Annotated in this window: 18 protein-coding genes; 1 reads left to right on the top strand and 17 read right to left on the bottom strand. The window is 55.1% G+C overall.

All coding sequences use genetic code 11. From position 1 onward, the window contains the following. Positions 1–156: 156 nt before the first annotated feature. The 10 genes from xrtA to AC559A_RS09925 form a co-directional block, all read right to left on the bottom strand. Positions 157–999 carry an exosortase A gene (gene xrtA / locus AC559A_RS09970; RefSeq protein WP_498817812.1) on the bottom strand — a complete coding sequence of 281 codons (843 nt, stop codon included), beginning with the start codon at positions 997–999 and terminating at the stop codon, positions 157–159. Between the two features lie 220 nt (positions 1,000–1,219). Then, positions 1,220–2,584, bottom strand: coding sequence for an outer membrane beta-barrel protein (locus tag AC559A_RS09965; protein ID WP_498817811.1), 1,365 nt, complete (start codon positions 2,582–2,584; stop codon positions 1,220–1,222). Between the two features lie 74 nt (positions 2,585–2,658). Next, positions 2,659–3,906, bottom strand: a complete 1,248-nt coding sequence (locus AC559A_RS09960; RefSeq protein ID WP_498817810.1) for an XrtA/PEP-CTERM system-associated ATPase — start codon at positions 3,904–3,906, stop codon at positions 2,659–2,661. A gap of 17 nt (positions 3,907–3,923) precedes the next feature. Beyond that, positions 3,924–4,772, bottom strand: a complete 849-nt coding sequence (locus tag AC559A_RS09955) for an XrtA-associated tyrosine autokinase (protein ID WP_498817809.1) — start codon at positions 4,770–4,772, stop codon at positions 3,924–3,926. A 222-nt stretch (positions 4,773–4,994) separates the two neighbouring features. After that, the gene (locus AC559A_RS09950) at positions 4,995–6,554 is read right to left on the bottom strand and encodes an XrtA system polysaccharide chain length determinant (protein WP_498817808.1); all 1,560 of its coding nucleotides are present in this window, start codon (positions 6,552–6,554) and stop codon (positions 4,995–4,997) included. 209 nt (positions 6,555–6,763) lie between these two features. Then, a complete protein-coding gene (locus tag AC559A_RS09945; RefSeq protein WP_498817807.1) occupies positions 6,764–7,561 on the bottom strand; it encodes an XrtA/PEP-CTERM system exopolysaccharide export protein in 798 nt (265 codons plus the stop codon). A gap of 173 nt (positions 7,562–7,734) precedes the next feature. Continuing rightward, positions 7,735–9,090 carry a TIGR03013 family XrtA/PEP-CTERM system glycosyltransferase gene (locus tag AC559A_RS09940; RefSeq protein ID WP_498817806.1) on the bottom strand — a complete coding sequence of 452 codons (1,356 nt, stop codon included), beginning with the start codon at positions 9,088–9,090 and terminating at the stop codon, positions 7,735–7,737. Between the two features lie 22 nt (positions 9,091–9,112). After that, a complete protein-coding gene (gene prsT / locus AC559A_RS09935; RefSeq protein ID WP_498817805.1) occupies positions 9,113–11,779 on the bottom strand; it encodes an XrtA/PEP-CTERM system TPR-repeat protein PrsT in 2,667 nt (888 codons plus the stop codon). Positions 11,780–12,096: 317 nt separating this feature from the next. After that, the gene (locus AC559A_RS09930; RefSeq protein ID WP_498817804.1) at positions 12,097–12,783 is read right to left on the bottom strand and encodes a CAAX prenyl protease-related protein; all 687 of its coding nucleotides are present in this window, start codon (positions 12,781–12,783) and stop codon (positions 12,097–12,099) included. Positions 12,784–13,021: 238 nt separating this feature from the next. Continuing rightward, positions 13,022–13,810, bottom strand: coding sequence for a THxN family PEP-CTERM protein (locus AC559A_RS09925; protein ID WP_498817803.1), 789 nt, complete (start codon positions 13,808–13,810; stop codon positions 13,022–13,024). Between the two features lie 558 nt (positions 13,811–14,368). Between AC559A_RS09925 and pepA the strand changes: the two genes are divergently transcribed. Then, positions 14,369–15,247 (top strand): flocculation-associated PEP-CTERM protein PepA, encoded by an 879-nt coding sequence (gene pepA, locus AC559A_RS09920; protein ID WP_498817802.1) that lies wholly within the window; start codon positions 14,369–14,371, stop codon positions 15,245–15,247. A 90-nt stretch (positions 15,248–15,337) separates the two neighbouring features. Here the strand turns inward: pepA and AC559A_RS09915 are convergent, their stop codons facing one another. The 7 genes from AC559A_RS09915 to AC559A_RS09885 all read right to left on the bottom strand — a co-directional run bounded on the left by AC559A_RS09915 (position 15,338) and on the right by AC559A_RS09885 (position 25,673). Beyond that, entirely contained in the window at positions 15,338–17,395 is a 2,058-nt protein-coding gene (locus tag AC559A_RS09915) for a ThiF family adenylyltransferase (RefSeq protein ID WP_498817801.1), read from the bottom strand. Positions 17,396–17,441: 46 nt separating this feature from the next. Continuing rightward, the gene (locus tag AC559A_RS09910) at positions 17,442–19,733 is read right to left on the bottom strand and encodes an efflux RND transporter permease subunit (RefSeq protein ID WP_498817800.1); all 2,292 of its coding nucleotides are present in this window, start codon (positions 19,731–19,733) and stop codon (positions 17,442–17,444) included. Between the two features lie 187 nt (positions 19,734–19,920). Beyond that, entirely contained in the window at positions 19,921–21,459 is a 1,539-nt protein-coding gene (locus AC559A_RS09905) for a DUF1302 family protein (protein ID WP_498817799.1), read from the bottom strand. 322 nt (positions 21,460–21,781) lie between these two features. After that, positions 21,782–22,552, bottom strand: a complete 771-nt coding sequence (locus AC559A_RS09900) for an outer membrane lipoprotein-sorting protein (RefSeq protein ID WP_498817798.1) — start codon at positions 22,550–22,552, stop codon at positions 21,782–21,784. A gap of 233 nt (positions 22,553–22,785) precedes the next feature. Continuing rightward, positions 22,786–23,685, bottom strand: a complete 900-nt coding sequence (locus tag AC559A_RS09895) for an N-acyl amino acid synthase FeeM domain-containing protein (protein WP_498817797.1) — start codon at positions 23,683–23,685, stop codon at positions 22,786–22,788. Beyond that, positions 23,682–24,578 carry an N-acyl amino acid synthase FeeM domain-containing protein gene (locus AC559A_RS09890; RefSeq protein ID WP_498817796.1) on the bottom strand — a complete coding sequence of 299 codons (897 nt, stop codon included), beginning with the start codon at positions 24,576–24,578 and terminating at the stop codon, positions 23,682–23,684. Before AC559A_RS09890 ends, AC559A_RS09895 begins: the two co-directional genes overlap by 4 nt. A gap of 57 nt (positions 24,579–24,635) precedes the next feature. Beyond that, entirely contained in the window at positions 24,636–25,673 is a 1,038-nt protein-coding gene (locus tag AC559A_RS09885) for an SDR family oxidoreductase (RefSeq protein ID WP_498817795.1), read from the bottom strand. Between the last annotated feature and the right edge of the window lie 7 nt (positions 25,674–25,680).

The raw sequence follows: 25,680 nt of genomic DNA, 5'->3' as shown, positions 1-25,680 counted from the left end.
AATCGCTATCGAAATCGGAAAGTTACCAGAAATCGATTTCGATCACGATTTCGATTTCGATTTCGATACAGACTCAGAGCGCCCGTAGTGCAAGAACAAATCTGTCCTTCTCCTTGTCTGGTTACAGTGACGGCGTCTGGCAATGACGCGCGCCGTTCACTCCCTTTTCCCGATGAAACTGAGCAGTCCGCCCAGCCCCAGGAGGAGAACCATGGCCACGGCGAACACGGCAAATCCGGCGAAATCGTGAAAAAAACCCTCTGCGACCTGGGCGCCCCAGTATTGAGCCAAAAAACCGGTGCCGATCACGCGCATGGCATTGGTCAGCACGGCGATGGGAATGGCGGAGGCGATGATGATCGCCTTTTTGATATGGCTCTCCTGGGTAAGGAAGGCAAAGGCCATGGCCAGGGCCATCAAGGACATGATGGAACGCAACCCGCTGCAAGCGTCCGCCACCTCCAGCACCGTGTTGGGGAACATGATGATATTGCCCTCATTCCAGACCAGCACGCCCAACAGTTTGAGCGTGCTCACGGAAACTTCGGTGACGAAGAGCTTCAGCGGAAAGGCCGCCGCATCGTAGATGATGTAGGGAATGGGTATCATCAGGACCAGGAAGAACAAGGGCAAGGCCATGATCTTGAACACCTGGGTCCCGAACCAAAAAAGGGTCATGCCGCACAACAGCACCACCAGGGACAGGCGCATGTTGAAGTATTCGGTGCCCAGCCAGGCGAGAAGCAACTGGCACAAGCCGGCGACTATCACGACCAATCCGAAATTTGACGGAGCGACATGCGTATCCCTGAGTTGTTCCCACCGCTGGTAGAAAAAGAAAGCCGAAATCAAGGGCACGAGGAATCCGTGGGAATAGTTTTCATCACTGGACCATTGGACGACCATGTCCGGGACTACGGAATAGTAGAGCCCGATCAACACGGGCAAAACAAGGAGAAGATGGAAGCGAAACTTGTGGAGAGCTTCGGAAAACGTCATTGTGTGGAACCCTTGGCCATGGTTGGAGATGCCGCGATGGTCGTCCGCCAGATGCCGGATGCGCTTCGCTTATCCGGCCTACATCAACATCAAAATCTCTACTCTCCCGTCATTCCGGGATTGTTTGTAGGCCGGATAAGGCGGGAGCCGCACCTGGCACAACGGCTGCACAGTACAGTGGAGTATGTCCGGACTTTTTGAGCAGATACGGCCGACGCTGTTAAAAATGCAGGCGCAGCTCCAGAACAACCCGATTTTCCTGAAAGTTGTCCCTTGAAAGCGGGTCTTGGGAAGAGGAGTCCGTGTATTGATATTTCAGGGATGCGACCAAATCCCGCGTCAACAGGTAGCGCAGCCCGAAAAAGGCGCGCCATTCGTCGATGCGGATTTGATGCTGATTTTCCCGACGTTGCGCAATCAAGCCGGTGTTGGCGGAAAGACGCCGGGTCAGGGCATGCCCGACGGTCAGACCTGTTGCGTATTTGGTTTCCTTGGGATCTTCGAATTCAGAATAGGACGCGAACAGATTCACGGCCCCGCGGTCGTATTGCCGGGCCAAGCCGGCGCCAATGACGGTTTCCTTGCGGGTTGTGTCTCTGATCGGATCATCCACATAGCGGACCGTGGTGCCCAGTGTGGCGACGTATCTGCCCATGGCATGACTGAGTCCCGCGCTCCAGAACAGGTCGCTGGTGTTTTCACGGCCGGTCCTGTCCCTCCATGTGGTGCCGACCCGGCCAAAGGCCCTGGTTGACGGGGACAAGACATACCTCGTGCCGACATAAACATTATGCCGATATTCGCGGTCCTGATCGTCATGACCGTCAAAATATTCAACCACCATGGAATAACCGGAAGTCAAGGCCAGTTTATAGGTGAGTTGATAGCTCCCGTCCGCGAAAACCGTGTGGGATTGGCTGTTTTTGGCAATATCTTCCTTGTACCAGGTGTTGGAATACCGATATCCGGTGCGCAGGCTGGTGCGGGCCGTGGGCTGGAAGGCAAAATAGGGGGAGATCGTGAAAATGTTGCGGTCTGATGAATCCCTGTCTTTGACATCATCCCCGGCAATCTCCTCGACCAGGGGCTCCATGTCGGAATCATCCTGGTCCGCCTCTGATTCCGGATCGTCATTGAATTGGGGATCGCCTGAAGCACGCACCACGTTCAGGTCCGTCCGCTTGTAGACATCGCTGACTTCAAGGTAAAACAGATTGTCAATGATGCGAATCAGTCCCCTCGCGTTCAGGACATGCCGATAGTCATGCCTGTCCATGCCGCCGTCGGCGGCCCGCTTTTCCTCCGTGTAATAGCGATACTCAAACCCATAGTTGAGCCTCCAGTCCCAGAGCGGCGCCCTGTATCTCGCCGCAACGCCGGGCATGACCTTCGTGGTGAAGGCGGACCGTTTGTCCGGCTCCTGGTCGATGTTGTCCGAGTACTCCTCGCTGATGGCGATGGAGGGTCGAATGGTAAAATCAGCGGCCAGTATTTCACCGTGGTGAATGGTGGCGATCATGCTCATCAACATTGCCAGCAGCACGAAGATTTTACGCGGCAATCGAGGCCTCTGCACGCAATTCATGGGATGCTCCTTGCGTTGCGATCCGGTTTTCAGGCTGTGCGCATGCATTTCATTCTTGCTCCTGCACTATTCCTTCAGGATGAGTGCAAATAATGAGGGCTGGGATCAGTACCACGATCTTTTTGCCCGCCGAACATTCCTCTGAGAAAGCCCTTCTCCGGTTGTTTTACATCGGCAAGAGCAAGGCGAGATTTTTCTGCTTCCGCCGGGGTAACGGTTCTCGTTTCCTGGAGAGTATTCCTGGAGTGGCCATTGCTGATCTCTTCCGCCAGGATTTCAAATTGCAGGGAATGCTGGGTCATGGAGGCTTCCAGATCGTTCATCCGATCGTGAATGCCCAGCAGGAGGTCTTCGCCGTACTTCTCGGAATTTTTCTCCAACAACTCCAATCGGTGGACTATGTCCCGGAGGTACAAGGACAGTTTCACCTTGGTCCGCTGGAACTCTCCGGATGTTTCCCCCGGGATACGGTCCGGGCACGGCTCCGGCTTTCTGGCCTCGACATCCCAGAACTGCTGCTCGAAATCGAGTTCCTTGATGATCTCCTGGGCGGTCTTTCCATCCATGTCCCTGGTCTGCTCCGAGTACATGGAGAGCATCAGATAATCGCAGATGATGTTGATGAGTCGGGGCACGCCCCGGCTCTGGGCATGGATCAGGGCCAGGGCCTCGGAGGAGAACCTTGCCGCGTCGCGGCCACCGGCAATTTCCAGGCGATGGAGGATGTATTTTTCGGTCTCTTCAAAGCACAGCGGTTGAATATGGCAATTGATGTTGATGCGTTGTCGCAACTGGAGCATCTCCTGCGCGGCCAGAACCTTTTTCAATTCCGGCTGCCCGACCAGAATGATCTGCAAAAGCTTGGCCTGATCCGTTTCCAGGTTGGAGAGCATGCGCACCTCTTCCAACAGCTCTGGAGAGAGATTCTGGGCTTCGTCGATGATCAGCACGGGCTGCATGTTTTTGGCGAATTGGTGTATCAAAAACTCATTCAATTCCCGGAGCAGGACAATCTTGTCCTTGCCCTGCACGGGCAATCCGAAATCATCATTGATCATGGAGATCAGTTGCTCGGAGCTGACTTTGGTATTGAAAACCTTGGATAGGACAACCCGGTCCAGCTTCTTTTTGATCAAATCCCTGATGATGGTCGTCTTGCCCGAGCCGACTTCCCCGGTGATCAGGATAAATCCGGAGCGGTCCTTGATGCCGTAATCCAGGTAGGTCATAGCCCGCCTGTGGGATTTGCTCTGGAAGAGAAACTCCGGGTTGGGCAGGAGATCAAAGGGTTTGACGCGAAGGCCGAAAAAATCTTCGTACACAAATGCTCCGGAACTGGTTAATGCTGAACAGGCGACGCGTAATTATTGTAATAATACGCATAACTGCTGCTCATGGCGTCAAAGGCTGCATGGTTGTAGACAAGACCCAGGATGTTTGCACCGTGCATGGCATCAAGTGCCTCCTTGATGTCCTCCGGGGAACAGAGCCCGGCCTTGACCACGACAATCACGCCGTCAACGATTCTGCTCATGATTCGTGTTTCCGCAAAAGGCAGCACGGGCGGCGTGTCGATGATAATGTATCGATCCGCGTAACGGTGTTTTATCTCCGTTATCAAGGAGCTCATTTTATTCGAGGAAAACAACTCGCCCGGATTTGAGGTAATCCGCCCGGCAGGCAGGATCATCAGTCTGCCGATCCCGGTCTTGAGCAGAACATCCTGGATTGCGACATTGTCCAGGAGGCAGTCCGTCAGACCCGGTTTTGGGCTGAGATCCAAATACTTTTCTACGGAGGGCTTGCGGAGATCAGCGTCAATCAACAACACCGTATGGTCGAATTCCTGAGCCAGGCTGATGGCCAGATTCAGGGAAGTCGTGGTCTTGCCTTCGCCGACCATGGCACTGGTAACCATCAAGGTGTTTTTTGTCTGATCAGTCCGGGTCAGCTTGATGACCATCTCCTTCAGTTTGCGATACTCTTCAGCTATGGAGGACTGGGGGGCGGTGGCCGCGACCAGCGTAGGGCTGTTGACGGATATTGCACCCAGAGGAGGGGTAAAAATCTCCCCCGGGGGCGCTGACGTCATTTCTGCTTGGGAGGCGGGCTTTATCCGTCCATTATGGTTCTTGCCCGCGGAGCGAGACTTTACGGCCTTTTCCAGTGCTTCTTCAATTCTGCTCATATTCTGTGTCCAATGGGTCGTTAACTGGGGTTTGATAAAGTCCTTGGCCGACAATCCGTTCAAAAAACTCGAGCGCAAGGAGCAAAAAAAGTTCAAGGTCGAAGCGTATTTACTCATACGTGAGAGTTTGAACTTTTTGCGGCGACGCAGCAATTGGGAGTTTTTCAATGGAATGATAAAATCATTCCGGCATTGAGTGCCCGGAACGGATTTCTCGGCTGCCTAGAATATCTGCCAATATATTCTTTTCAGATAGCCGAGAACCTGTTCCGCTTCCGGGCGTTGCATGAGGCTCTGCATGGAGTTGTAGAGGATGTTAATGTCCAGAAGCTCCAGAAGAACGACTCCGGCAATCACGCTCATGAACAGGCCGGCCAAGAGGTAGAGCGCCAGATTTCTGATTCGTTGACGCCTCGCCCGAACGGGATCGGGCATTTCAGGAACCACGGCCAGGACAGGCAACCCCAAGCCCTTGAGTTTATCGACATGACGCACGGAGCGATCCAGAACATCCAGGCCGAGGGTCAGCCCGATACCAGCTCCCAGTCCTCCGAAAAGCCCCAGGAATGTGAGCAACAGGCGGTTGGGGCTCACTGGTTTGGTGGGCAGGATGGCCGGGTCGACAATACGATAAGAGGTGGTTTTATCCTGGAGTTCCATCTGCCGGGAAACTTCGGCCTGACCGTAACGATTCATCAGCTGCTCCAGGACGCGCTGCTCTTCGGACCTCTTGTGTTCAAGTTCCGTGAACTCTGCTTGCGCCAGGGGAATTTGCTGAAGAAGTTCAGTGTTGTAGGTTATCAGTCGCCGCAAGCGCTCTTCCTGGGTTCGCAACTCCTGGGCCTGGATACTGAAGACACTTGTTCCTCGAGCTCTGGGCTGTGAAACCGCGACGTTATCAGGCGTATCCTTGATGATCTGCTCCAGCAATTGTATTTCTGACTTGACCTGGACAACTTCCGGATAGGCCGGACCGTAGCGCAGCAACAGATCGCCGAGTCGTCGTTCCAGGGCATCCAGTCGGTTCAATCGGCCATGCACGGAGTTGCCCTGCCCGTCAAAGGCCAGGGCTTCTTCCGAAGAAGCCCTGGAAAGCAGCTCGAAGCGACGCAGGGTCAATTCCTGAAGCCGGTCCTCGGCCATGGCGATCTCTTGAAGCAATTGCCCTGGGTCCCTGTTCAGCAGATCCCCCTTTTGGATACGAAATTCCAGGACAGCCGCGTCAGCCGCTTCCAACCGTTTCCTGTGAACTTCACCCTGCTCGGCCAGAAACCTGAAAGCATCATAGGTATCCTGGCGACTCGACGTGAGGTTCTCTTCGATATAGCGGCGCACTATGGTGTTCACAAAGTCGCGGGCCTCGCGAGGCTCCTTGTGAGTGAATGAAACGACGAACAGGCCGTCTCTGGCACGTAGGCGGATGCCCATGGATTTTCTCACGTCGTTGATCAACGCCTCGAGGTTAGCATCGTTGCTGACCTGCAGATCCATATTCAATTCTCGGAGAACATTCAGGATCATGGTTCTGCTTTCCATGGCCGTGGTGAGTACCCGAATCTTGGCATCCATGGATGGCGTCACGGCGATTCCCTTCATCAGGCTGGCCATGACGTTTTCCTCGATGAAGACCGTACTGCTGGCTTGATACTGATTGGTCTTTGCAAGGCTGAACAGGATGGCCAGAAAGGTGATGAAGATCGTGACGAAGATAATCAAAAATCGTCGTCTGTAAGCCAGTTGAAGATATTTTTTAATGTCATGATCAGACTGAAACGCGGACATGAAATACTCCAAGAGACATGGTGAAGAACGTTGCGAAGTGAAAATGTGGCATGCTGACTATCTGTCGCCGAAATTGTGTTAAATTTCATTCATCGTATAGCTGTAAATGCCGTTTTCGTAGTCATCCGACTAAAGTCGGAATCCTTTTTTTTCAAGAGTTTCTGAACCCCGGCCTTCGCCGGGGTGACGCATTGGTTTTCAACGGACAACTAGAACAGCCCCTCGTGGACGATCACGTAGTCCCCGGGCTGAAGCTGGATGTTCTGGGCCGTGTCTCCCTGCAACAGATCCTTCCCGCGAACAGGAATAGAGACTTCCTCTTCACCCTTTTTGCGAACAACGACGGTGCGATTCTCGCGGGCAAACGGGGTAAAGCCGCCAGCCTGCAGTATGGCCTCCATCACTGTCAAACCCTCACGGAAGGGAATGAATTTCGGCTCCCCGACAGCGCCGAGAACGTAAACATTCGGCTCCCGCAACGGCGGAACAAAGATGACGTCGTTGTTTCTGAGCTGAATGTCTTCACGTAAATCGCCGTCCACGATCAATGCGTGAAAATCCTGCTTGATGATCTGTCCGTCGCGCATCACGTAGGCAGCGCGAAGATCAGCACCTTGCAGGTTGCCGACGGTGCTCAGCTTCTGGAGCAGCGTTGTCTGACGCAACAGGTCCTGAGCACCGATTTCCAGCCCGCCCCCGAAAAAGAAAACCCTGCTGTTGGTAATGTTCTGCACGGAAACCGTGACGATGGGGTTGCGAACCAGGGCCTGCATTTTCTCTTCCAGAGACTTTTGCAGCTCTCCTGGGGTATTTCCGCTGGCTACAACATCACCAAGACCGGGTATTGTAATCTTTCCATCCGGCCTGACCGTGGATGAAACACTCAGCTTTGGTTCATCCCATACTGAAATTTGCAGGACGTCCCCTTCCCCGATCACATAGTCAGCCGCGTTGGCTTGAATTGCAATAAGACTGAATAACAGGAAAGCCATGATAATACGCTTCATCACTTGCTCCTTTGACAATACCGCGTGACATTTTGTTTTGAATGCGTACCACTGAAAATACTGAACTTTTGAGTGATACGAAGTCCGATCTCTTGAAACCATTCGTAAACATGAATTCTTGAGCATGGGAATACAAAGTTTCCTGAACAACATATTTTTCTTCATAAATTCCACTATCGACCTCCTTCACGAAACAAAACCACGCCTATGGTGCGCACCATGATACGCAAGTCAAAGAGGATGCTGATATTTTTAACGTAGTACATGTCGAAACGCAGCTTTTCAACGGCGTCTTCCACGGAAGATCCGTAAGGGTAGCGGACCTGGGCCCAGCCGGTGACTCCGGGTTTCACATAGTGCCGCTCGGAGTAATAGGGGATCAAGGACTTCAGTTTGGCCACGAATTCCGGACGTTCCGGACGGGGGCCGACCAGACTCATGTCTCCAAGAAGCACGTTGAACAATTGTGGGATTTCATCAATGCGCGTCTTGCGCAGGAAATGTCCCAGTCGGGTAATCCGCGGGTCATCCTGCTGCGCCCAGACGGCGCCGCTGGCCTCTTCCGCGTCCTGGCGCATGCTCCGGAACTTGAAAAGCGTGAACTCCCGGTCGTTCTGGCCAACACGAACTTGACGAAACAGCACCGGACCGGGGGAATCCAGCTTGATCAGCATGACCACGATTGGGAAAAGAGGCATGGTCAGGATCAAGCCGAGGGTGGCGCTGACCACGTCCAGGATGCGTTTGACGATCCGGGTCAGGAAGTTGATCCGAAAGCCGCTGGAAAAGATGAACCAGCTCGGGGTGATGTTCTCCAGGAGCAGCTTGCCCGTGACCTGTTCGTAGAATGAGGGAGCGTCCATCACTTCCACTCCGCTGATCTTGCAACTGAGCATGTCCTGCAGGGGAGACGTGCCGCGACGCTGGGCCAGGGAGACCACGACCTGGTGCGGTTTGAGCTGTTTCACCAGATCGAAGAGACCATGCCCGTTGGGCACGATTTCTTCGCGGGGGATATCCACGGATTCGCATTCCAGGTTGTAGTAACCGGCCAGGACATATTCCTGGCTGTTGCAACCCACGAGGGCGCCCATCTGCTTGGCCAGCGGCCCCGTACCCACGATGAGCACCCGCTTGGCCAGTCCGGGCACGGAATCCAAACGCTTGAGGAGCAGATGCCAGCAATACTGAAGAACGCCGAAAATCCCCAGGGCCATGAACAGCACGCCGCGGCCGTACTTGGTCGCCGGCAGAACATAATATAGGGCGGAGAGCAGAAAAAAGGAGAGCGTCAACCCGATCACGACTCGCGTGGCCAGTGTCCGTGCCGTGGCCTCTTGGGGCTGGCTGTACATTTCCACGAAAATGGACGAGAGAAGCATGATCAGTACAAAGGCTCCGACTTGCTCCGGAGTGGCCAGTGCCTTTTCCTGGACGACTTCACCGAAACGGAGCACCAAGCCCGCGTGTATGGCGACAAACGCCAATGCCAGGTCGCCCGCGGAAAGGGTGATGTGAAATCTGTTCATTGCTGCTCCTCCGCGCCTGTGGTTACGAGCTGCCGCCCTCAAGCTCCCGCTTCATTTCCCGGGCTTCCTGAAGTTCGGGAAAATTCTCGCTGGCCAGAGCCTTGTTCAGTTGCTCCAAGGCCTTTTCCGGTTCTCCTGTCATCTTGTAGGCCATGGCCATATGAAACCGCACCGTGGGGTGATCCGGCAGCAATTCCACGGCTCGCTCCAGGATGCGACGCCCCTCCTCGGCCCGGTCGTTCTTGAGCAACGCCAGTCCCAGGGTGTCCAGTACGCCGGGATTGTTCTGTTCCTGGCGAAAGGCCAGGGCCGCCATTTGCAGGGCCTCTTCGTTGCTGCCGCCGTGCCCCTTGAGGGCAAGGTAGGCCAGATTGTTCAAGGCTGGGACATAATTGGCATTGATCCGCAAAATGCGTTGATACTGTTCCATGGCCTGGGGAATCTCGCTTTGGGCTTCCAGCAGGTTGCCCTGGGCGAAAATGGCCGGAATGAAATTCGGATCGACTGCCAGGGCCTGGTCGAAGGTTTGCATGGCCTGGTCCATCTCGCCCCGGCGGGCCTGAAGGTTTCCAAGCCTGAAGTACGCCTGGGCACTTTCCGGCTCGGCCTGCATCGCGGCTTGAATATGCTCGTCGGCCTGCTCCAGGTCGTGAACCGTTTCAAAAATGGAGGCCAGGAGCAGATGGCCACGGGCTGAGTCTGGACGGAGGGCGATCAGTTCCCGGCATTGTTCAATGGCACGCTGGACATCCCCTTTCTGCAAATGGGCTCCCACCAGCAACTGCATGCCGCTTTCCGCCTGGACGGTCTTAATGTCTTCAAACAGGGCAATGGCTTGATCATACTGCTTCTGGGCCATCAGAATGCGTCCCTTGGATTCCTTCAGCGCCAGGTGATCGTCCGTGGCGGCAATGCCTTGATCCAGGATGTCTTTGGCCTGTTCGGGTTGTCCTTTGCGCAGGCGGTATTCAGCTGATGCCAAAAAAGCCAGGGGCTGATTGCTCCGCCGGGCCGCGGCAAAATACTCATCCGCCAAATTGTCTTTGCCGAGAGCAACGGAAATCCCGGCGGCCGAAAGCAGGCCTCTCAGGTTGTCCGGCTCGTGGGACAACAAGGCCTGGTATTCCGACAGCGCACGCTCCAGCTCCCCCCGGGCCTGATAATAGGCGGCCGTGTTGAAATAGGCCGAGACATACGCCGGATTGCTTTCCTTGGCTTTCGCGAGCAGTCCCAGGCCTTCTTCGGGCTTGTTCTGGGCAAAACGGACTGCGGCCATATTGTTCAACATCAGTGCGTCACCCGCCGTTCCGCTCATTCCCTGCTCCATCGTCGCATAGGCCTCGTCCATCTGGCCCTGCTGCATCAGATTGGCGAACTGGAGCAGGCGCACGGTGGTCTGCTCCGGCGCAAGCTTGATGGCGGCATCGAAGTTTAAAGCAGCTTCCTGGCCCCGCCCCGTACCCAACTGAAAAATACCCTGTTTGAAAAAGGCGTCGGCCAGCCGCGGATTGAGTTGCGTGGCCCTGTTCAAGGCCTGCATGCCCTGTTCATGGTCGCCCTGGGCCATCAGCACGCTGCCCAGGATGTTGTGAGCCATGGCGTTCTGCTGATCACGGGTGATGATTTGCTCCGCTTCCGCCTGGGCTAGGTCAAGACGATGCTGCTGCATCAGGATCATGGCCGTCATCAATCTGGCCTCGATGGAATCCGGGTTTCGGTCCAGGATGGTCCGGAACTGGCTCAGAGCGCTTTCCAGATCACCCATTTGATGCAGACTCAGGCCCAGATAAAAATTGGTGTCCAAGGTCGGCAGGATACGCTTGGCCTGCTGCAGGGAGACCATCGCTTCCGGATAATTCTGTTCCTTGAAATATTTCAGACCGCTGAGCCGGAATCCTTCGGGCCGACGGGGAAATTTCCGCTCCATCGTTTTTGCAATTTCATCTGCTTTGCCGATCTCGTCCTTGTCCAGCAGAAGAATGCCTTGTTGATAAAATGCGTTGACATCTTGCGGATTGATCCGCGTGATCTTTTCATACGTCTCCAACAGCAGATCAGGATCATGATCGTTGCGCAGCAATTCGACACGGACGTACAGCGCTTCAAGGTTGTCCGGTTCTGCTGCCAGAACGATCTCCAGCTCTTGTTTGGCTTGCTCCGGTTGATTCTGGAACAGATGAATCTTGGCCATTCCAAGATGCGCCGGGATGCTGCCCGGTTGAAGTCGCAGAGCCTGTTGATAGCTTTCCCTGGCCAGGTCCAGCTCACCGAGTCGGCCTTGAATCTCACCCAGAATGACCAGCGCCTCCGCGGACAAAGGCTGGGCCTGAAGGTATTTTCCAGCCTCGGCGTCGGCCTGATCCAGTCTGTCCGTATGCATGTATATCCGCGCCATATCCAGGGTGATGCCGGGATGATTCGGGTTCTGGAGCTGGACCTTGCGGAGTTCCTGCTCGGCCTGATCGAACCTCCCCAGTTCCAGGTAGGCCTTGGCCATTTGATAGCGGGCGTCCGTGTAGTTCTGATCTTTCTCAAGGGCATTGCGAAAGGCCACGATGGCTCCGCTATAGTTGGCCTGTTCCATCAGCTTCATGCCTTCCGCGTAGAGCTCCTCCTTGGTGCCTGCGCCGCAGGCCGAGGCGATGAACAGAATCAGGACCATCAGGATTAATATGGCTTTGTTTGACAAGGGCGCACCCTCCTAAAATCTGGGGTTCATTTGCGGTCCGCGGTTGAGCATGGCGCGACCGTTCTTCCACTTCCACACCACGGCTTATCAAGAAACATGCCGAAGTCGCCGGACCATAATTTTACCTTCAATCTGTTGAATTTATACTAACAATTTATATTGATCATAGTCCGGGTCGTGCGACCGGGACAGCCACGATCCAGAGAAGGCGGACGGTCCAAGAGGCTTGAAAAAGGACGGAACGGAGGGGAAGCGTTGAGGAAAACGGCAATCCGAGAAAGGTGGACTGGGGAGATTGGATCCTGTGGGGAATCAGATCACCAGAAATACCACCGCCCGGTCTGAAGCACGTACGCGGCCAGAGCCAGGTTGGTCACGCCGTGGGCCAGAATGGCCTGGGCCAGGCTTTTGGTTCTGTAGAGCAGCCAGGAGTAGGCCATGGCGGCCATGATTCCGGCCAGGATGAAGTGGTGGGCCAGGCCGAAGAGCACGGCACAGATCAGGAACGAGGAGAGTGTGAACGTGCCCAGGGGCACTTTGAAAAACTCCGGGTTGATGATGTAGCGCAGCAGGAATGAACGCCAGAAAAGCTCCTCCATCACCGGGACCACCAGCACGGCGCTGGCCACCCGGATCAGGATCATGGTCAGCCGCATGGTATCATGGGAGAAAATGGAGGGATCATAGCCTGGAGGGGCGGGAAGCGACTCCAAGGACCAGTCCATGTTGATCCAGAGAACAAAGACCACCAACCCCACGACGATACTGATCAAGGTCGATCCGGGTTCCTTCAAGTCCGCCCAGCGCAGTTCCGTGTAGACCCGGCGCAGCAGGATCAGAGCAACCAGGGCGGCCAGGGGTTTAAGCGGGTAAAGCAGCGCAAACATCGCATCACCGAGGACCACCCACCCCCTGCCGTCCATAAAGCGCAGACTCTCTTCCAGACCGATTACGGCCATGAACAGGGCAAAGGGCAGTATCCGCGGCCAGGCTTTGTTTTCCATGAAACCATGGGATGCTATTTTTATGCCGGGATACCAGAGTCCCAGGGCGTTGCCCTGGGGGCTATCGTAACCGCCCCGTTGGGGCTGAAGAGCAAGCCCTGAAAGGGCGAAATATGGCAGCCCAGGGCAACGCCCTGGGATTCAGGGTGATATTCTTCAAAGCCCTGAAGAGGCGCCCTAAAAGGAAAGGCAGGGCCATTGCTGGCCCTGCCTTTGAAGCATCCGTTGAACGACGTGATTACTTGTTCATTTTTTTCCGGATAACGCCCGCAAGCGCGAGCAATCCGACTCCGAGAAGCATTACCGTGGATGGTTCGGGAACGGGATTGGTATCAAACGGCCGGGTGGAAATCGTAAATGAGAATCCAAGGGTAGTGGATTCATTTTCCGGAGTTATAAAGCCCAGCGTCCCAACCGGCACTCCCACCATTGACGCATGGGGATCCTGGAGCCCGCTCAGCACGCCACCTGTGCTGGGAAATACGTTGACGTAATAGGTTTGCAGGCCGTCCGCGTCTCCGGCGTCATACTGGAAATTAAAATTCGGGAAACCGTCCAGAAGGGCGAAAATGTCCCAATCTCTAATATCTCCGTAATCATTGGGAGTCTCCAGGAAATCAATGAAGAACGTGAACGTTTGCTCCGGCAGAGCGGGTAGATCCGGAACCTGGGGTTTCAAGAGAACCGACATTTGCAATGTGGTGAAATCAAGGGACGGAGGTTGAACCACGAAGTTGTTATGCGTCAGGTCAATGGATTCAGCCCAATACGTACTGGGAATGTTTCCTCCACCAACAAACGTATCAACTGAGTCATTGATTACTGACGGAGCCATTACCAGACTGCTCTGGTTGGAACCACCGCCCCATTCTAAAGTTGTTCCGTCGGGCAGAGGCGTTCCGTCGACCAGTTGTGCATTGATAAATAGACCTGTAAGGGTGTAGTCCCAGGTGACAACGAGTGCATGAGCAGTGCCGCCAAACGACAGCAGCACGAAGCTCGCCAGCAGTAAGAATAATTTTCTCATTTCCAAACTCCTCTATGGTTAAAAGCTCTCAAGGACTGAATAATGTCCCCGACACACAGCATGACCGACATGACCTATTGGATGCGCGCAACCCTGCAGTTTGAAACAGAACAAGCAATTCGCGTGCCGAAGAGTAACTATATAGAATTATGGGCTAAATATTTATTTTTTCGGCAAGTGTAATATTATTGGACAAGGAGAATCACGCGTGCGGACATTTTCCAGTACACCTCTGATTGGAGTGAGTGCATGATTGTATGTTCGCTTCACAGCCACGCGCAGCCATGCATGATCTTAAAATCCGTCCCGTATTTTCGACGTTTCGGCCATCGAAAAAGCCGTGGGGTATTCAGTTTCGTTTACGCCTTGGTGCGGCATTGACGACCATATTTGTATGGATACTCCTTCGGACCTATGTCGAAGAATTTTACACCTGCCAGAAAGCAACACAAAATAACGATACAAACAAACATATTACATCATGGTACGCCATTTGCTAAACCTCTATCGTCCGGGGAGAGTTCCCGCATGCACACTGTAAACGTCGGAGGAAGCACAATGCGAAGCCTTAGAAAGTCAATCACCAGCACTATCCTCGGCCTGTTTTTGGCCCTGTTCCTTATTCCTGGAACGGCATCGGCTTTTTTGAGCAACTGGTATCTTGACCTGGACGGCGCAGGCCCCTTGCCAGCGGTACAGATCAACGAATTTCTGGACATTGTCGGTCCGGCCTACATCCAGAGCACATTTACAAGCCCGACCGGCGGCACCTTTCAAGAGTGGGGCGCATTTAAGGCCAACGAGCATGATGGCGGTGCGAGTTTTGCCGCCACGGACCTTGGGTACCTGGGATACGAAGTGACTTCCGTTTTTTATGCAACCGGCACGTTTGCTCTGGATGGATCATTCTCCTTCGATCCAGGCGGTTATTTGGACATTTATGTCAACAGCACGCCTCAATTCGCCACGACCAACGGCATCTACGGCGCCAATGTCGGCACGTTGATCGGCACGTTCGAAGTTGTTGGCGGAACTGGAAGCATCGACGCGGCGGGTATCCCGAACGGCCAGATCACCACGCTGCTCTCATCCACCGGGTTGACCCCGGGCTACTGGTTCGACAGCAACATGAACGATCTGTCGCTTACCGATCCCATCTCCTGGTTCATCGGTTTCGGCACCACGAACGCTTCCTGGATCGCCAACCCAACAACGACAGTAGTGAATGAAATCGTCGGTGATTTCGCGAACCAGATGGCGAACTACTACAATAGACCTTTTAATCCAGCCAACCCGACCCCCTCCTTCGACCTGGTCGTCAGCGCCAATGGTCAGTACCGGGTGAATGTCGTCCCCGAACCCGGCACGATCCTCCTGCTCGGCGTCGGCCTCCTGGGCTTGGCCGCCATCGGCCGCGGGAAGCTCCGCAAGAGCTGACAGTTCGTCCCGGCAAGTGCTACGCACAATAATAAACGGCCTGAGCGAACCAACGCTCAGGCCGTTTATTATTTTGTGGCATACCCATCACTACTTGATCAGAAAATCCCCCACATCCTTGCGCGGGGTGCGATGACGTATTCCCGGACCGTAGCCGGTCCGAAAAAGCATGCACAGTCCTTGCCTCTGGAAATCCACATCCGGGAACACGCCTGGAATTGCTTGCCAGACCTGTTCCAGCAACCTCTGATGCGTGTCTGAAAAACTCCCCGGCCCATCCCACTTCCAGCGCAGATGGAACAAGGTGAGCGCGGTCATGGGCTGCATCCGCAGACCGTGATGCTCAAGAGCCAGCCAGATGCGTTGCAACGCCTGGCCGCCTTGCAAAAAATCTCTCCTTTCCATGCCGGAAACCACCACCATGCCCACGGCCCCGCTGGCCAGGATGGCCTGGGCCGAGTGCATGGCCACCATCCGGCCCAGACCGATGCGGTTCACGGCGCGCATGACCGGCCACGGCTTGGTCAGACGAAGAAAGAGTTCCCCGGTCCATCCGGCTTCCAGGTTTTTCAAGGGCAGGCCGTCACCGGACCGCCGCGCCTCGTCGGCGGCGAAACGGACCATGGACGTGAAATGCTCGTGCAGTCCCTGGTGCTCCGTTCGAATCCGGTCCGCCAGATAGACCATCCTGGCCACTCGCCTGATCAGCGGGCGCGTGGTCAGCAAATGCAGACGTGCTCCGGGTATGTCCTGGATGCGTTGTTGAAGATCGGCCTGCAGCCAGTCCGGCAGGACATCCTTGCGATAGGGACGGCGATTCGTGCAGCGGTTCCAGATCTGGTCTGTAAGTGGATTCGACAGCGGGTCCGCCACCCTGTTCGACTGACAAGCGCCGGGGGAAAGGCGGATGGTGGCCATCAGGTTGTCGTTTTCAGATGGCGGAAGCAGGTCGATGGCCGACTCCAGACCAAGGGAGCCGGCAGCCAGCCTGATGTTCTCGACGGCTGCTCCGCAAGCGATGACGGAGGCTGTCTGGCGGATGTTGAAAAAGGATTCGTCAGCCTGGGGATTCAAATACACATCAATGGCGTCGGTGGTTCGGGAAAATTTCCAGGGCTGGGCGTTGTCCCCTGACGGGGCTTGGATTCCGGCCCGGATCAGATAGGTCAGGGCATCGACGGGGAGTTCCCCGGCCGTGCCGGGCATGGCCGGGCGCTTCGGAACCACCGGCCTGGCCCGCTGGGTGGCTTGCAGAACGTGACGCACGTACAGGATCTTGGCGCGTTGGAACGGGGAACGATTGCCCATGATCAGCCGCCCCTTGCGCAGTGTTTGGCGGTATGGATCAAACTGCACGAAATGCGGTGCCGGCTTCAACTCCGGCTTGCCCAGAGCGATGCGTACGGCTTCGGTGGCGGCCAGGGCGGAGCACAGTTGGCAGGCGATGTTCAGGGACGGGCCTTTTCCGCCCTCAAGGTCCACTCGCGACAAATCCATATAGGCGATGTGCGTCGGACTGGGCGCCAAGCCCATGGCAAAGCGCAGATATTTTTCTTGCGCGGGCAGGCTGTCCTGCACGTCGAAATACTCGTCAAAGCTCATGCCTAGGGGGGAAAAAATCAGCAGGGCCGAGCTGTAGCCCAAAGGACCGGCCGTGATCACGGGAATGCCCATGGCCCGAGCCGTGTTGAACAGGGCCCGGCGGATCTCGAACTGGAAGAAGTCCAGGCCGTCCAGGACCACGTCCACCCCGGTCAGGAACGCTTCCAGGTTGTCCAGGGTCAATCCCTTGTCGAACAGCTTGAGGTCCAGAAACGGATTGATGGCCAGTGCTTCCGAAGCCAACACCTCCAGCTTGGGGCGGCCGAAGGAAGGAACAGCCGCGCCATACTGGCGGTTCACGTTGACCGGTTCAAAGTGGTCAAAGTCGGCCAGATGGAACCGGCCAAAGCCCGTGCGCACGAGATTGATCAGGTGCCCCCCCCCCACTCCGCCCATGCCCGGGATGGCTGCCCGAACCTGGGCCAGCCGTTCCTGCTCGCCCGGGGAAAACAGGCCGATGTTTCTGGAAAAGGCCGATTCACGGTAGGTCTGCGCCGAGTTGATGCCCAGAGACTGCAACGTGGTTGTCAGTGCTTCACGGTCCATAATGCTTCCTTGTTTTTAGTCGATCCGCATAGTTGCTCTGATCATGTCATACCCGAACGCCCATCCCATCCTCGGCCCTCCCTCGATGAAACGCCAGCATTATCGCCGGCAGGACGACCAGATCCCCGACAAGCGCCGTGACCATGACCACCGCGCTCAGGCCGCCGAAGCTGATGGTCGGCACGAAATTGCTGAACAGCAGCACGCCAAATCCGATCACCAGGATCATTGAGGTCGCGCAAAGGGCCGCGCCTTTTTCCAGAGTGGCCTCGCGCAAAGCGTCCGGGATGGACATCCGGTCCGCGCGTCGACGGTTGTATTCCGTCAGAAAATGGATGGTATCATCCACGGCGATGCCCAGGGCCACCACGGAAATCAGGGCCGTGGACGTGTTCAGGGGAATACCCAGAGCGCCCATGATCCCGAAATTGATCACCAGCGGGAAAATGTTCGGGATCAGGCTCAAGGCGCCGATACGCACCGAGCGCAGGGCGAGAAACATGATCAGGCTGATCACGGCCGCGGCAATGGCCAGGCTGTGAATCTGCCCCCAGACCAGGGCGTCGATGATGTTTACATCCTGGACCGCGCGGCCCGTGACCCGGATTTCCAGATCCTGACGGTCCATCATGTCGATGAACTTCCGCAGGGCATCAATGAAGACGGCTTGGCCGGAGGAGCCGTGTTCGGATATGCGGATCAGAATGCGGGCATGGTCATACTCCATCGTGACAAAATCATCGATATCATCGGAATCATAGAGCAACAGGTACTGGGCGACAAGCTCCCGGCTATACGGGATGACATGGAACGTGGCATCCTCGTCATGAAAGGCCTTGTTCATGTCCTTCAGAAAATCCACGAAGGACATGGTTTTATCCACATGGGGCAGGGTCTCGGCAAAATGTTGGATGGTCTCGATCACGACCAGATTCCTCGGGTTCAAGAAGGCTTCCGTGTCCCGGGATTTCAGGGAGACATCCACGGTGCCCACGCCGCTGAGCCGAGTTTCCACAAAATCCAGGCTTTGGCGGATGGGGCTGGAATACTTGAAGTATTCCAAAAGGTTGGTTTCCACCTGAATCGTGGACCCCGCCCAGACGGAGCCGACAACCAGCAAGGCGACGATCATCGATATGCTCCGGGGATAGCCCTGGACCGCGTTCACGAGTCGGCGTAGCGCCGGGCCGAAACGCCGCTCTCGATCCTGTCCGAAATATATGGATTCCGGTTTACAGAGCAGGAGCAAGGGAGGCAGCAGCAGGAAAGAGAAAATAAACTTGAACACCATGCCCGCCGCGGCCACGTAGGCGAATTCCTTGATGGGCGGAACATGGCTGACCGAGAGGGAGAAGAAGCCCACGGCGGTGGTCAGGCTGGTCAGAAAGCAGGGCATGATCACCTTGGCCAGGACGCTCTCCAAGGCCCGGGCCGGGTCGGGACTCCGGCGCAGCACGCTGGTCTTCAGGTTGGAGAAAATATGCACGGTGTCGCCAAGGGCCAGGGCCATGACCAGGGGCGGGACGATGGTGGTCACGTTGTTCAGGGTGATGCCCAGCACGGAGAACATGCCCATGGTCGCGCCGGTGCAGACGGAAATGTTGGCCAGGGCCAGCAGGGTCAGCCGCAGGTTGCGAAAGACCAGCCAGATGGTCAGGGTGATAAACAGGTAGGTCACCGGGATGAACACGGCCACGTCGGCCTTCATGTACCGGCTGAGGCTGAAATTGGTCACGGTCCAGCCGGCCAGATGGAATTCATCCACCAGGTCGCGGTGCTCTTCCAGGATGACGGTTGTGTGCTCCAAAATCCGCTTGCGAAAGCTGCCGTCACCTGTATCACTGAGCTGGGGAAACACGGCAATGGCCGTGGTCCGTCCGTCTTCGGAGATGAGATTGCCCACATACAGCGGGGTCTCCAGGGCCTGACGACGAAGGGTCTCCAGTTCAACCGGGTCTTCGGGAATGCGCTCCAGAAATGGACGCACTTCAAAATAGTCCTGCTCACCATGGATGAAGTCCACATTGGCCAGACTCTGGACCTCCCGAACTTCCGGAATGGAGCCCAGTTGGTCCGTGAGCGCGACGATCAGCGTCAGAAAGGGGGGGGTGAACAGATCAGGATGGGTGAAGGCGACGACAAAGAACTCATCCTCGCCAAAGGTTGCCTTGATGGAGTCGTAAAATGCGACGTCCGGATCATCCTCAAGGGTAAAATAGTCCACATTGTCCACGGTTTGGACATGGGGAAGATGAGCCAGAAACGGCGCGACGAAAAGCAGGGAAAGAATCAGGGAAATAAAGGGATGCCGGGTGACCAGGGTTGGTATACGGTTCATGATCGTTCACGCGCTTTATGCTCCGCGAGAGTGGGCAGGAGGCATGTCAAATGGTGGTGGGACAGGCATCTTGCCTGTTCGTGCAGGCAGGATGCCTGCACCACCCAATTCACAAACGGTACTTCAGTAACAGCCATATCCCTAAACTTGGCGGCGACGCAGCAATTGGGAGTTTTTCAACGGACTGTTAGAAAAAAAACCTGGCCAGTATGTAGACCTGATCATTGTCCCGGTACTGTCCTGGAATCGTGTCTCCTGGTCCGCCGAGGAGATCAAGGCCCAGGGTGAATTCCCAGTTCTTGATAAAGCGCAGGATCACGTGCGGGTTCACAAAAAAACTTTGATCAGTGATGCCGTAATGATAGCGGAGCACGGCCTTCAGATTTCCACGCTGGAATTCCTTGTTTAATTCGCCGTTGATGGAATACTCATTGCGCCCCTGAAACAGGATCGTCGAGTCATGACCAAAAACAACCTGATGTCCAAACTGGACGTTCACATACCAGTCCTGCTCCCCCAGGTGGTCGACGCCCAGGACGTAATGCAGCACGGGCTTGCTCGTGGAGACAAGACTGTCGGTCAGAAGGGAGCGGCGGGCAGAGTATGCGGCCTCGCCCCGAAAACCAAACTGGTCCAGCGTTGTTTCAAATTCCAACCCCAGGGTGTGGGAACGTTTGAAGACCACCTCGATATTTTCCCGCGTCAACCATGCATTGCGCGCAGCCGTTGTGATGGATTCAGGGGAGAGCCCCCCTTCCACATGCAACCCCTTCACGGGAAAACTGCTGATGTGCGGAATTTTTTCCCAAGCATACAAATAGCTTGCGGCCAGGTCCCATCCGCTGATGCTTTTGGAAACGCGAGCGCCCCAGTCTCCATTGGTCGCCCGGCGCGAAGGCGTATTTTCATTGACCGAGAGCGCGGAAAGATACTCCGACATGGGCTCGGGCAGGTTGGAACTCCGGGCGTCCTCTTTGAGATGCCGGAACATGGCCCAATCCGTGTCGAAATAGTCCAGCCTGGACGATTCGAAAAACGGCACATACACGCCTTCCACGGTGAACCAGTCCGGAAAGAAGCGGACTCTGGCCATCCAATTGGGTATTTTGCGGTCCTCTCTCGGCGGCAGGAGAAACTCCCGGAGATCTTGCGGGTTGAGATTATCCACCGGACTGATCTCATCGGTCTTGCCCCACCGCACCCGTTGCCGCCCCAGGCGGACTTCCCAGGGAGCTTTGGCCCAGTGCATGAAGCCCTCAAACAGATCCAGATCGTAGTCCTCGGTTGTGTTGTCCGGCCCAAACCAGAGATAGTCGGACTGTAGGGAAGCCAGGAAAAACAGGGAGGATTCAGAGGGCCGGCCCGCCCTCTCGGAAAGGTGCCGCCCAGGCGTCCATCTCCCTTCCAGGCGGATGCGATGACGCAGCATGCGATCATGTTCAAAAGTATCGGATCGCTGGGTATCCAGGGCGGTTTTCAACTCCATGAAGCCGCTCAGGTCAAAGGCTTTTGGCCAGACTCGGGAATCGTTCCCAGCAGGAGTCCGCTCGCCCGGCCCAGATGGTTCAGATGGCTCAGAAAAGATCAGCACTTCGCGCGCGTCGCCCTGCGCAGTGGACGCCAAAAGGGCATCGGCCCCGGCCGCTGAAAGGGCCGACGCCGAACACAGATGGTGGAAAAAGAGCACGGCCAGCAGGATGAGCGGTCCGCGGCGAAATTTCGGCATATGTTTCTCGGATATCTCCCTGAATTTGGTGGTGCAGGCATCCTGCCTGCACGGACAGGCAAGATGCCTGTCCCACCATTTTGACAATGCCTCCTGCCACACTCTCGCGGAGCTTCCATAAAGCAACGTTGACTGTAACTACTCAGTACATTTTGTGTCCGATCTTGCTCCGGCAATCGGTGTCGGGGTCGGCGCTTCGCTATCGGAGTCGGAATCGAAACAGGAAGAATTTTGAACGCATCCCATCGTTTTCGATCCCGATCCCGATTCCGATTCCGACCCCGGCAACAGAATTACTCTGTGCTGAGTAGTTACCGTTGAATTACCAATTCTCCAGGTTCAGCTGTGTAAACAAATTGTCCGACAAACCCAGGTCGTACCGGATGTCCCTGGTTTCCAGCGTGGTGCTGTGTCCCGAGGGGAGGTCCTCCATGATCACTTTGGTCTCTGTCCAGATTCCCTGGATATTCTCAAGCTGCAAGACTCGATACTGCTTGATGTGCTGATCGCGGTCGTCAAAATAATCAATTTTCAGGGGTACGCTTAAGTCTTGGGCAATCCACAGCCGGACCAAACCGTACTGGGATTGTGTTTCCGGTTTTGGTCGACTTTCAAGGATCCATGTTTCGACCCCGCTAAGATTCGCGACTCCGGCGATGAGATATTCGAAGTCGTCCACCGGGCGACGCTCCATGTCTTCATAGGTGAAGTCCGTATTCACGAAGCTCCGGTTTTTCTGTGTCGTTGCGATGCGCCGGGTCCGGTTCAGGGCCGGCAGGAAGAGAAACTGCTCGGTCCCGCCCTGACCGTCCTCAATGGAAAGAAAGCCGGTTCCGTTGATATCCGCCGGCGAGGTGAAACGCATGATTGTTTTTCGGATCGGGCCGTCCGCCTTGGCGAGGACGGTCATTTCCCGCACTCTTCTCTGACCGCCGGCACTGATCAACTCCATGAGCACCTGGCTTTGGGAGTCTTGCCCGAGATCTCGATCATGGACCTGTTGCGCCACCTCGCGGCCTGAGGGAACAGTTTGGTCGGTGCTCCAGGTGATCACGGGCAGAGTGAAATAGAGAAGGAAGGTGGCTACAATCACTCTGTTTATCATACTCGTCCAACCGCCTTACTGCACAGGGTAATTTTGTTCTCGATGCTTCTCACGCTCTACCGGTTCGGTATCGAAATCGAAAGCGATTTCTGATATATTTTTCGATTTCGATTTCGATTTCGATAGCGATTTCGATTGATGTTGGCGCTCTCCCTGGGAACACGCTGACCCCAGGCATCTACTGTATCGGTATTATTTACAGATAACAAAATTGTCCTGCCTCACTGCATATTTGCCCGGACATCGGCGGTGATGAGGTCTCGCAACCCGGGATAAAAAGAACTAAGAAATTTTGCCTGCCTTCCATCCAGTATCTCCAAAATGTCAGTTCTCAGTCTGATAAAAAAAGCGAACGTCTCCTCGGACATCGGTTTTCTGAGGGGAACGCATGTGTTGAAAACGATTTCCGCGTATTTGCCTGATTCATCACAAAAAAAGGAGTGAAGATTGCTTTCGAAGGCGAAGTTGGCATAGGCTTGCCGGGATCGTTGCCCGATCAAGTCCAGATTCAGGCGCAGGGCCACGGCGGGAGCGTTGACCTCGGCATAAAACCGTTCCGGTCCAAAGTCTTCAAAGAGAAATAAGGTCTTGTAAAACGAGACGTGCTTGGGATTGACCATGATGCACAGGTCGTTGACCCCGGTGTACATGGAATAGCGCAGGATGGCCCGGGAAAGATAAACAAAAAAATACTCCCAGCGGTTGCTGGAATGCGTTGCCAGGCTGGATATCTCGGCAATCCTTCTTTTCCTGGAGCGCAACCTGTTCAATTCCGCCCCGTACAAGGCGTCCATGGGCAAGCCGAAAAATGTGCTGTCCCCTATTTGAGTCACCGTGGAAATGACCCTACGGTATTCGCGAAACAGGAACGTCGTTGTTTGGGGCAGAAGTGAAAAAATATTATAATGCAACGAAACGGAACCGTCCGCATGCACATAGCCTGCATTGACATACTCCTCATGCACCAGGGCGAAGGATTGTTCAAAATCATCTTGTTCCTCGGCGAGCTTGATGCTTGGTCGATCAATTTTTTCCAGATTGACCTTGAGCAGCGATGAACGCCGGAGGCGGATGGTTCTTCTCCGTTCAAGAGCGTGTTCCTGTTGATCTTGGATAATCATGGGGTAGGCGTCAAATTGTTTATGTGAGTTTTGATATCCGGATAATGATATTGCAGAGATGCTATCTGTAACGCATTGAGTTCATGAAAAATTTCCTTTCTGATGTTCAAGAAGTACAGGAAATCCTCATAGTCCATTGGCTTTCGCTTTGTTGGACAGATATTGTCGCCTTCAATTTCCTCCATCGTGCTGTTTACCTTGCAAAAGAATGCATAAAGATTTGTCTCGAAATCTAAATCTCCATAAGCTTGATTCAACTTTCCTTCTATACTGTCATAATTTATCCGCAAGGCGACTGCTGGAGCACCTACGGTTTCATAATATTTTTCTTCACCAAAATCTTCAAAAAGAAATATGGCCTTATAGAATCTGACATGTTTTGGGTTGACCATGATACAGATATCATTGACCTTGCTCAATTTGGAGTATTCGAACATGGTCTTGCACAGATAGACCATCAGGTTGCACCAACGCGCTTCCTTTGGTGTCGCCAGGGCGGAGAGTTCCGTGACGATACGGCCTTGATCACGCAACGTGTTCAGTTCGTCGTGGTACAAAATATCCATGGGCAGACCGAATTCAGGGCTGTCGAAAATCTGCGTCAGGGTGGAGATGACGCTCAGATAGCTTTTGAAAATGAAAACACAAGTGGAAGGCAAAAAATTATAAACAGTGTATGAGAGTTTGGATGGGTGAGCTTGTTTGATGTATCCCTGCTCAAGATATTCCTTGTAAACAAGGGCAAAGGACTGACGCCATTCATCACGAATTTCCGCGACCTTGATGGCAGGCCGGTCTATGTCGTCCAGGTTCGTCTTGAGCAAGGCTGAACGCCGAATCCGGATGGTTCGTCGGCGTTCGTGCATCAATGCAGCATTGTCGATGGATTCCATACAAATTCCCCTGACGGATCACCCGCCGATCCCCGGTCTTGCGCGGCAATTTCGAGATCATCCCATCTGGTGCATATACCATTGCCCGGCCAAGGTGAGGCCGTCATGGACGGAATAGCCCGGGCGGTAGCCGAGAAGGTTTTGAGCCTTGCCGATATCGGCCAGGGAGTGGCGGACGTCCCCGGCTCGGAAATCCTGGTAACGTGGTTTTACGGCGGAGATGGCGGGATTTTCAGTGGCCACCAAATCCCGAATGTGCGTGAAGAGCTCATTCAGGGTGGTCCGCTGACCAAATGCCACGTTGTAGACCTGGTTCACAGCCTGCTCCCTGGTCGCGCCCGCGGCCAGGATGTTGGCCTGAATCGTGTTTTCGATATAGCAGAAATCCCGGCTGGTCTCGCCGTCGCCGTTGATGAATGGCACGTCCCCCTGAAGCAGGGCGGCAAACCATCTGGGAATCACCGCGGCGTACGCGCCGTTCGGATCCTGGCGTGGACCGAAAATATTGAAATACCTCAAGCCGATGCACTTGAAGCCATAGCAGGAGGCGAAAACTTCCGCGTAGAGTTCGTTGACGTATTTGGTCACGGCATAGGGAGACAAGGGTCTGCCGATGGCGTCTTCATGCTTGGGAAGGCCCGGATGATCGCCATACGTCGAGCTGGAGGCGGCGTAGACGAATCGTTTGACCATGTTGTCCCTTGCCGCCAGGAGCATGTTCAGGTGTCCGGTGATGTTGTTCGAGTTGGCCTCTCCGGGATCTTCCAGGGACCGCGGCACGCTGCCCAGGGCGGCCTGATGCAGAACGTAGTCCACGCCGCACATGGCATGCCGACAAGACTCCAGGTCGCGAACGTCCGCTTCGTGAAACTGGAACCTGGCCCATTGGTCGGCACCCACCAACTCCCGGACCTCATCCAGATTCCTCTGGTGGCCGGTGGAGAAATTGTCCAGACCGACCACGTGCTGGTCCAGCTTCAAAAGCGCCTCCAGCAGATTGGATCCGATGAAACCGGCCACTCCCGTGACCAGCCAGGTCTTCGGGGCGGTGCGCAGTTGGGCGAGCAGTCGTGGATAGGTATCGTCTTGGGTCATGATTTTT

This window comes from Desulfonatronum zhilinae, assembly GCF_900182865.1.
In the GTDB taxonomy this organism is placed as follows: domain Bacteria; phylum Desulfobacterota; class Desulfovibrionia; order Desulfovibrionales; family Desulfonatronaceae; genus Desulfonatronum; species Desulfonatronum lacustre.
Note: the sequence above shows the minus strand (reverse complement) of the source record. Positions and strands in the feature narration are given on the sequence as shown.

Coding starts and splice junctions, on each gene's coding strand:
- xrtA (WP_498817812.1), bottom strand. CDS start 999: ATGACGTTTTCCGAAGCTCTCCACAAGTTTCGCTTCCATCTTCTCCTT.
- AC559A_RS09965 (WP_498817811.1), bottom strand. CDS start 2,584: ATGAATTGCGTGCAGAGGCCTCGATTGCCGCGTAAAATCTTCGTGCTG.
- AC559A_RS09955 (WP_498817809.1), bottom strand. CDS start 4,772: ATGAGCAGAATTGAAGAAGCACTGGAAAAGGCCGTAAAGTCTCGCTCC.
- AC559A_RS09950 (WP_498817808.1), bottom strand. CDS start 6,554: ATGTCCGCGTTTCAGTCTGATCATGACATTAAAAAATATCTTCAACTG.
- AC559A_RS09945 (WP_498817807.1), bottom strand. CDS start 7,561: ATGAAGCGTATTATCATGGCTTTCCTGTTATTCAGTCTTATTGCAATT.
- AC559A_RS09940 (WP_498817806.1), bottom strand. CDS start 9,090: ATGAACAGATTTCACATCACCCTTTCCGCGGGCGACCTGGCATTGGCG.
- AC559A_RS09930 (WP_498817804.1), bottom strand. CDS start 12,783: ATGGAAAACAAAGCCTGGCCGCGGATACTGCCCTTTGCCCTGTTCATG.
- AC559A_RS09925 (WP_498817803.1), bottom strand. CDS start 13,810: ATGAGAAAATTATTCTTACTGCTGGCGAGCTTCGTGCTGCTGTCGTTT.
- pepA (WP_498817802.1), top strand. CDS start 14,369: ATGCGAAGCCTTAGAAAGTCAATCACCAGCACTATCCTCGGCCTGTTT.
- AC559A_RS09915 (WP_498817801.1), bottom strand. CDS start 17,395: ATGGACCGTGAAGCACTGACAACCACGTTGCAGTCTCTGGGCATCAAC.
- AC559A_RS09910 (WP_498817800.1), bottom strand. CDS start 19,733: ATGAACCGTATACCAACCCTGGTCACCCGGCATCCCTTTATTTCCCTG.
- AC559A_RS09905 (WP_498817799.1), bottom strand. CDS start 21,459: ATGCCGAAATTTCGCCGCGGACCGCTCATCCTGCTGGCCGTGCTCTTT.
- AC559A_RS09895 (WP_498817797.1), bottom strand. CDS start 23,685: ATGATTATCCAAGATCAACAGGAACACGCTCTTGAACGGAGAAGAACC.
- AC559A_RS09890 (WP_498817796.1), bottom strand. CDS start 24,578: ATGGAATCCATCGACAATGCTGCATTGATGCACGAACGCCGACGAACC.
- AC559A_RS09885 (WP_498817795.1), bottom strand. CDS start 25,673: ATGACCCAAGACGATACCTATCCACGACTGCTCGCCCAACTGCGCACC.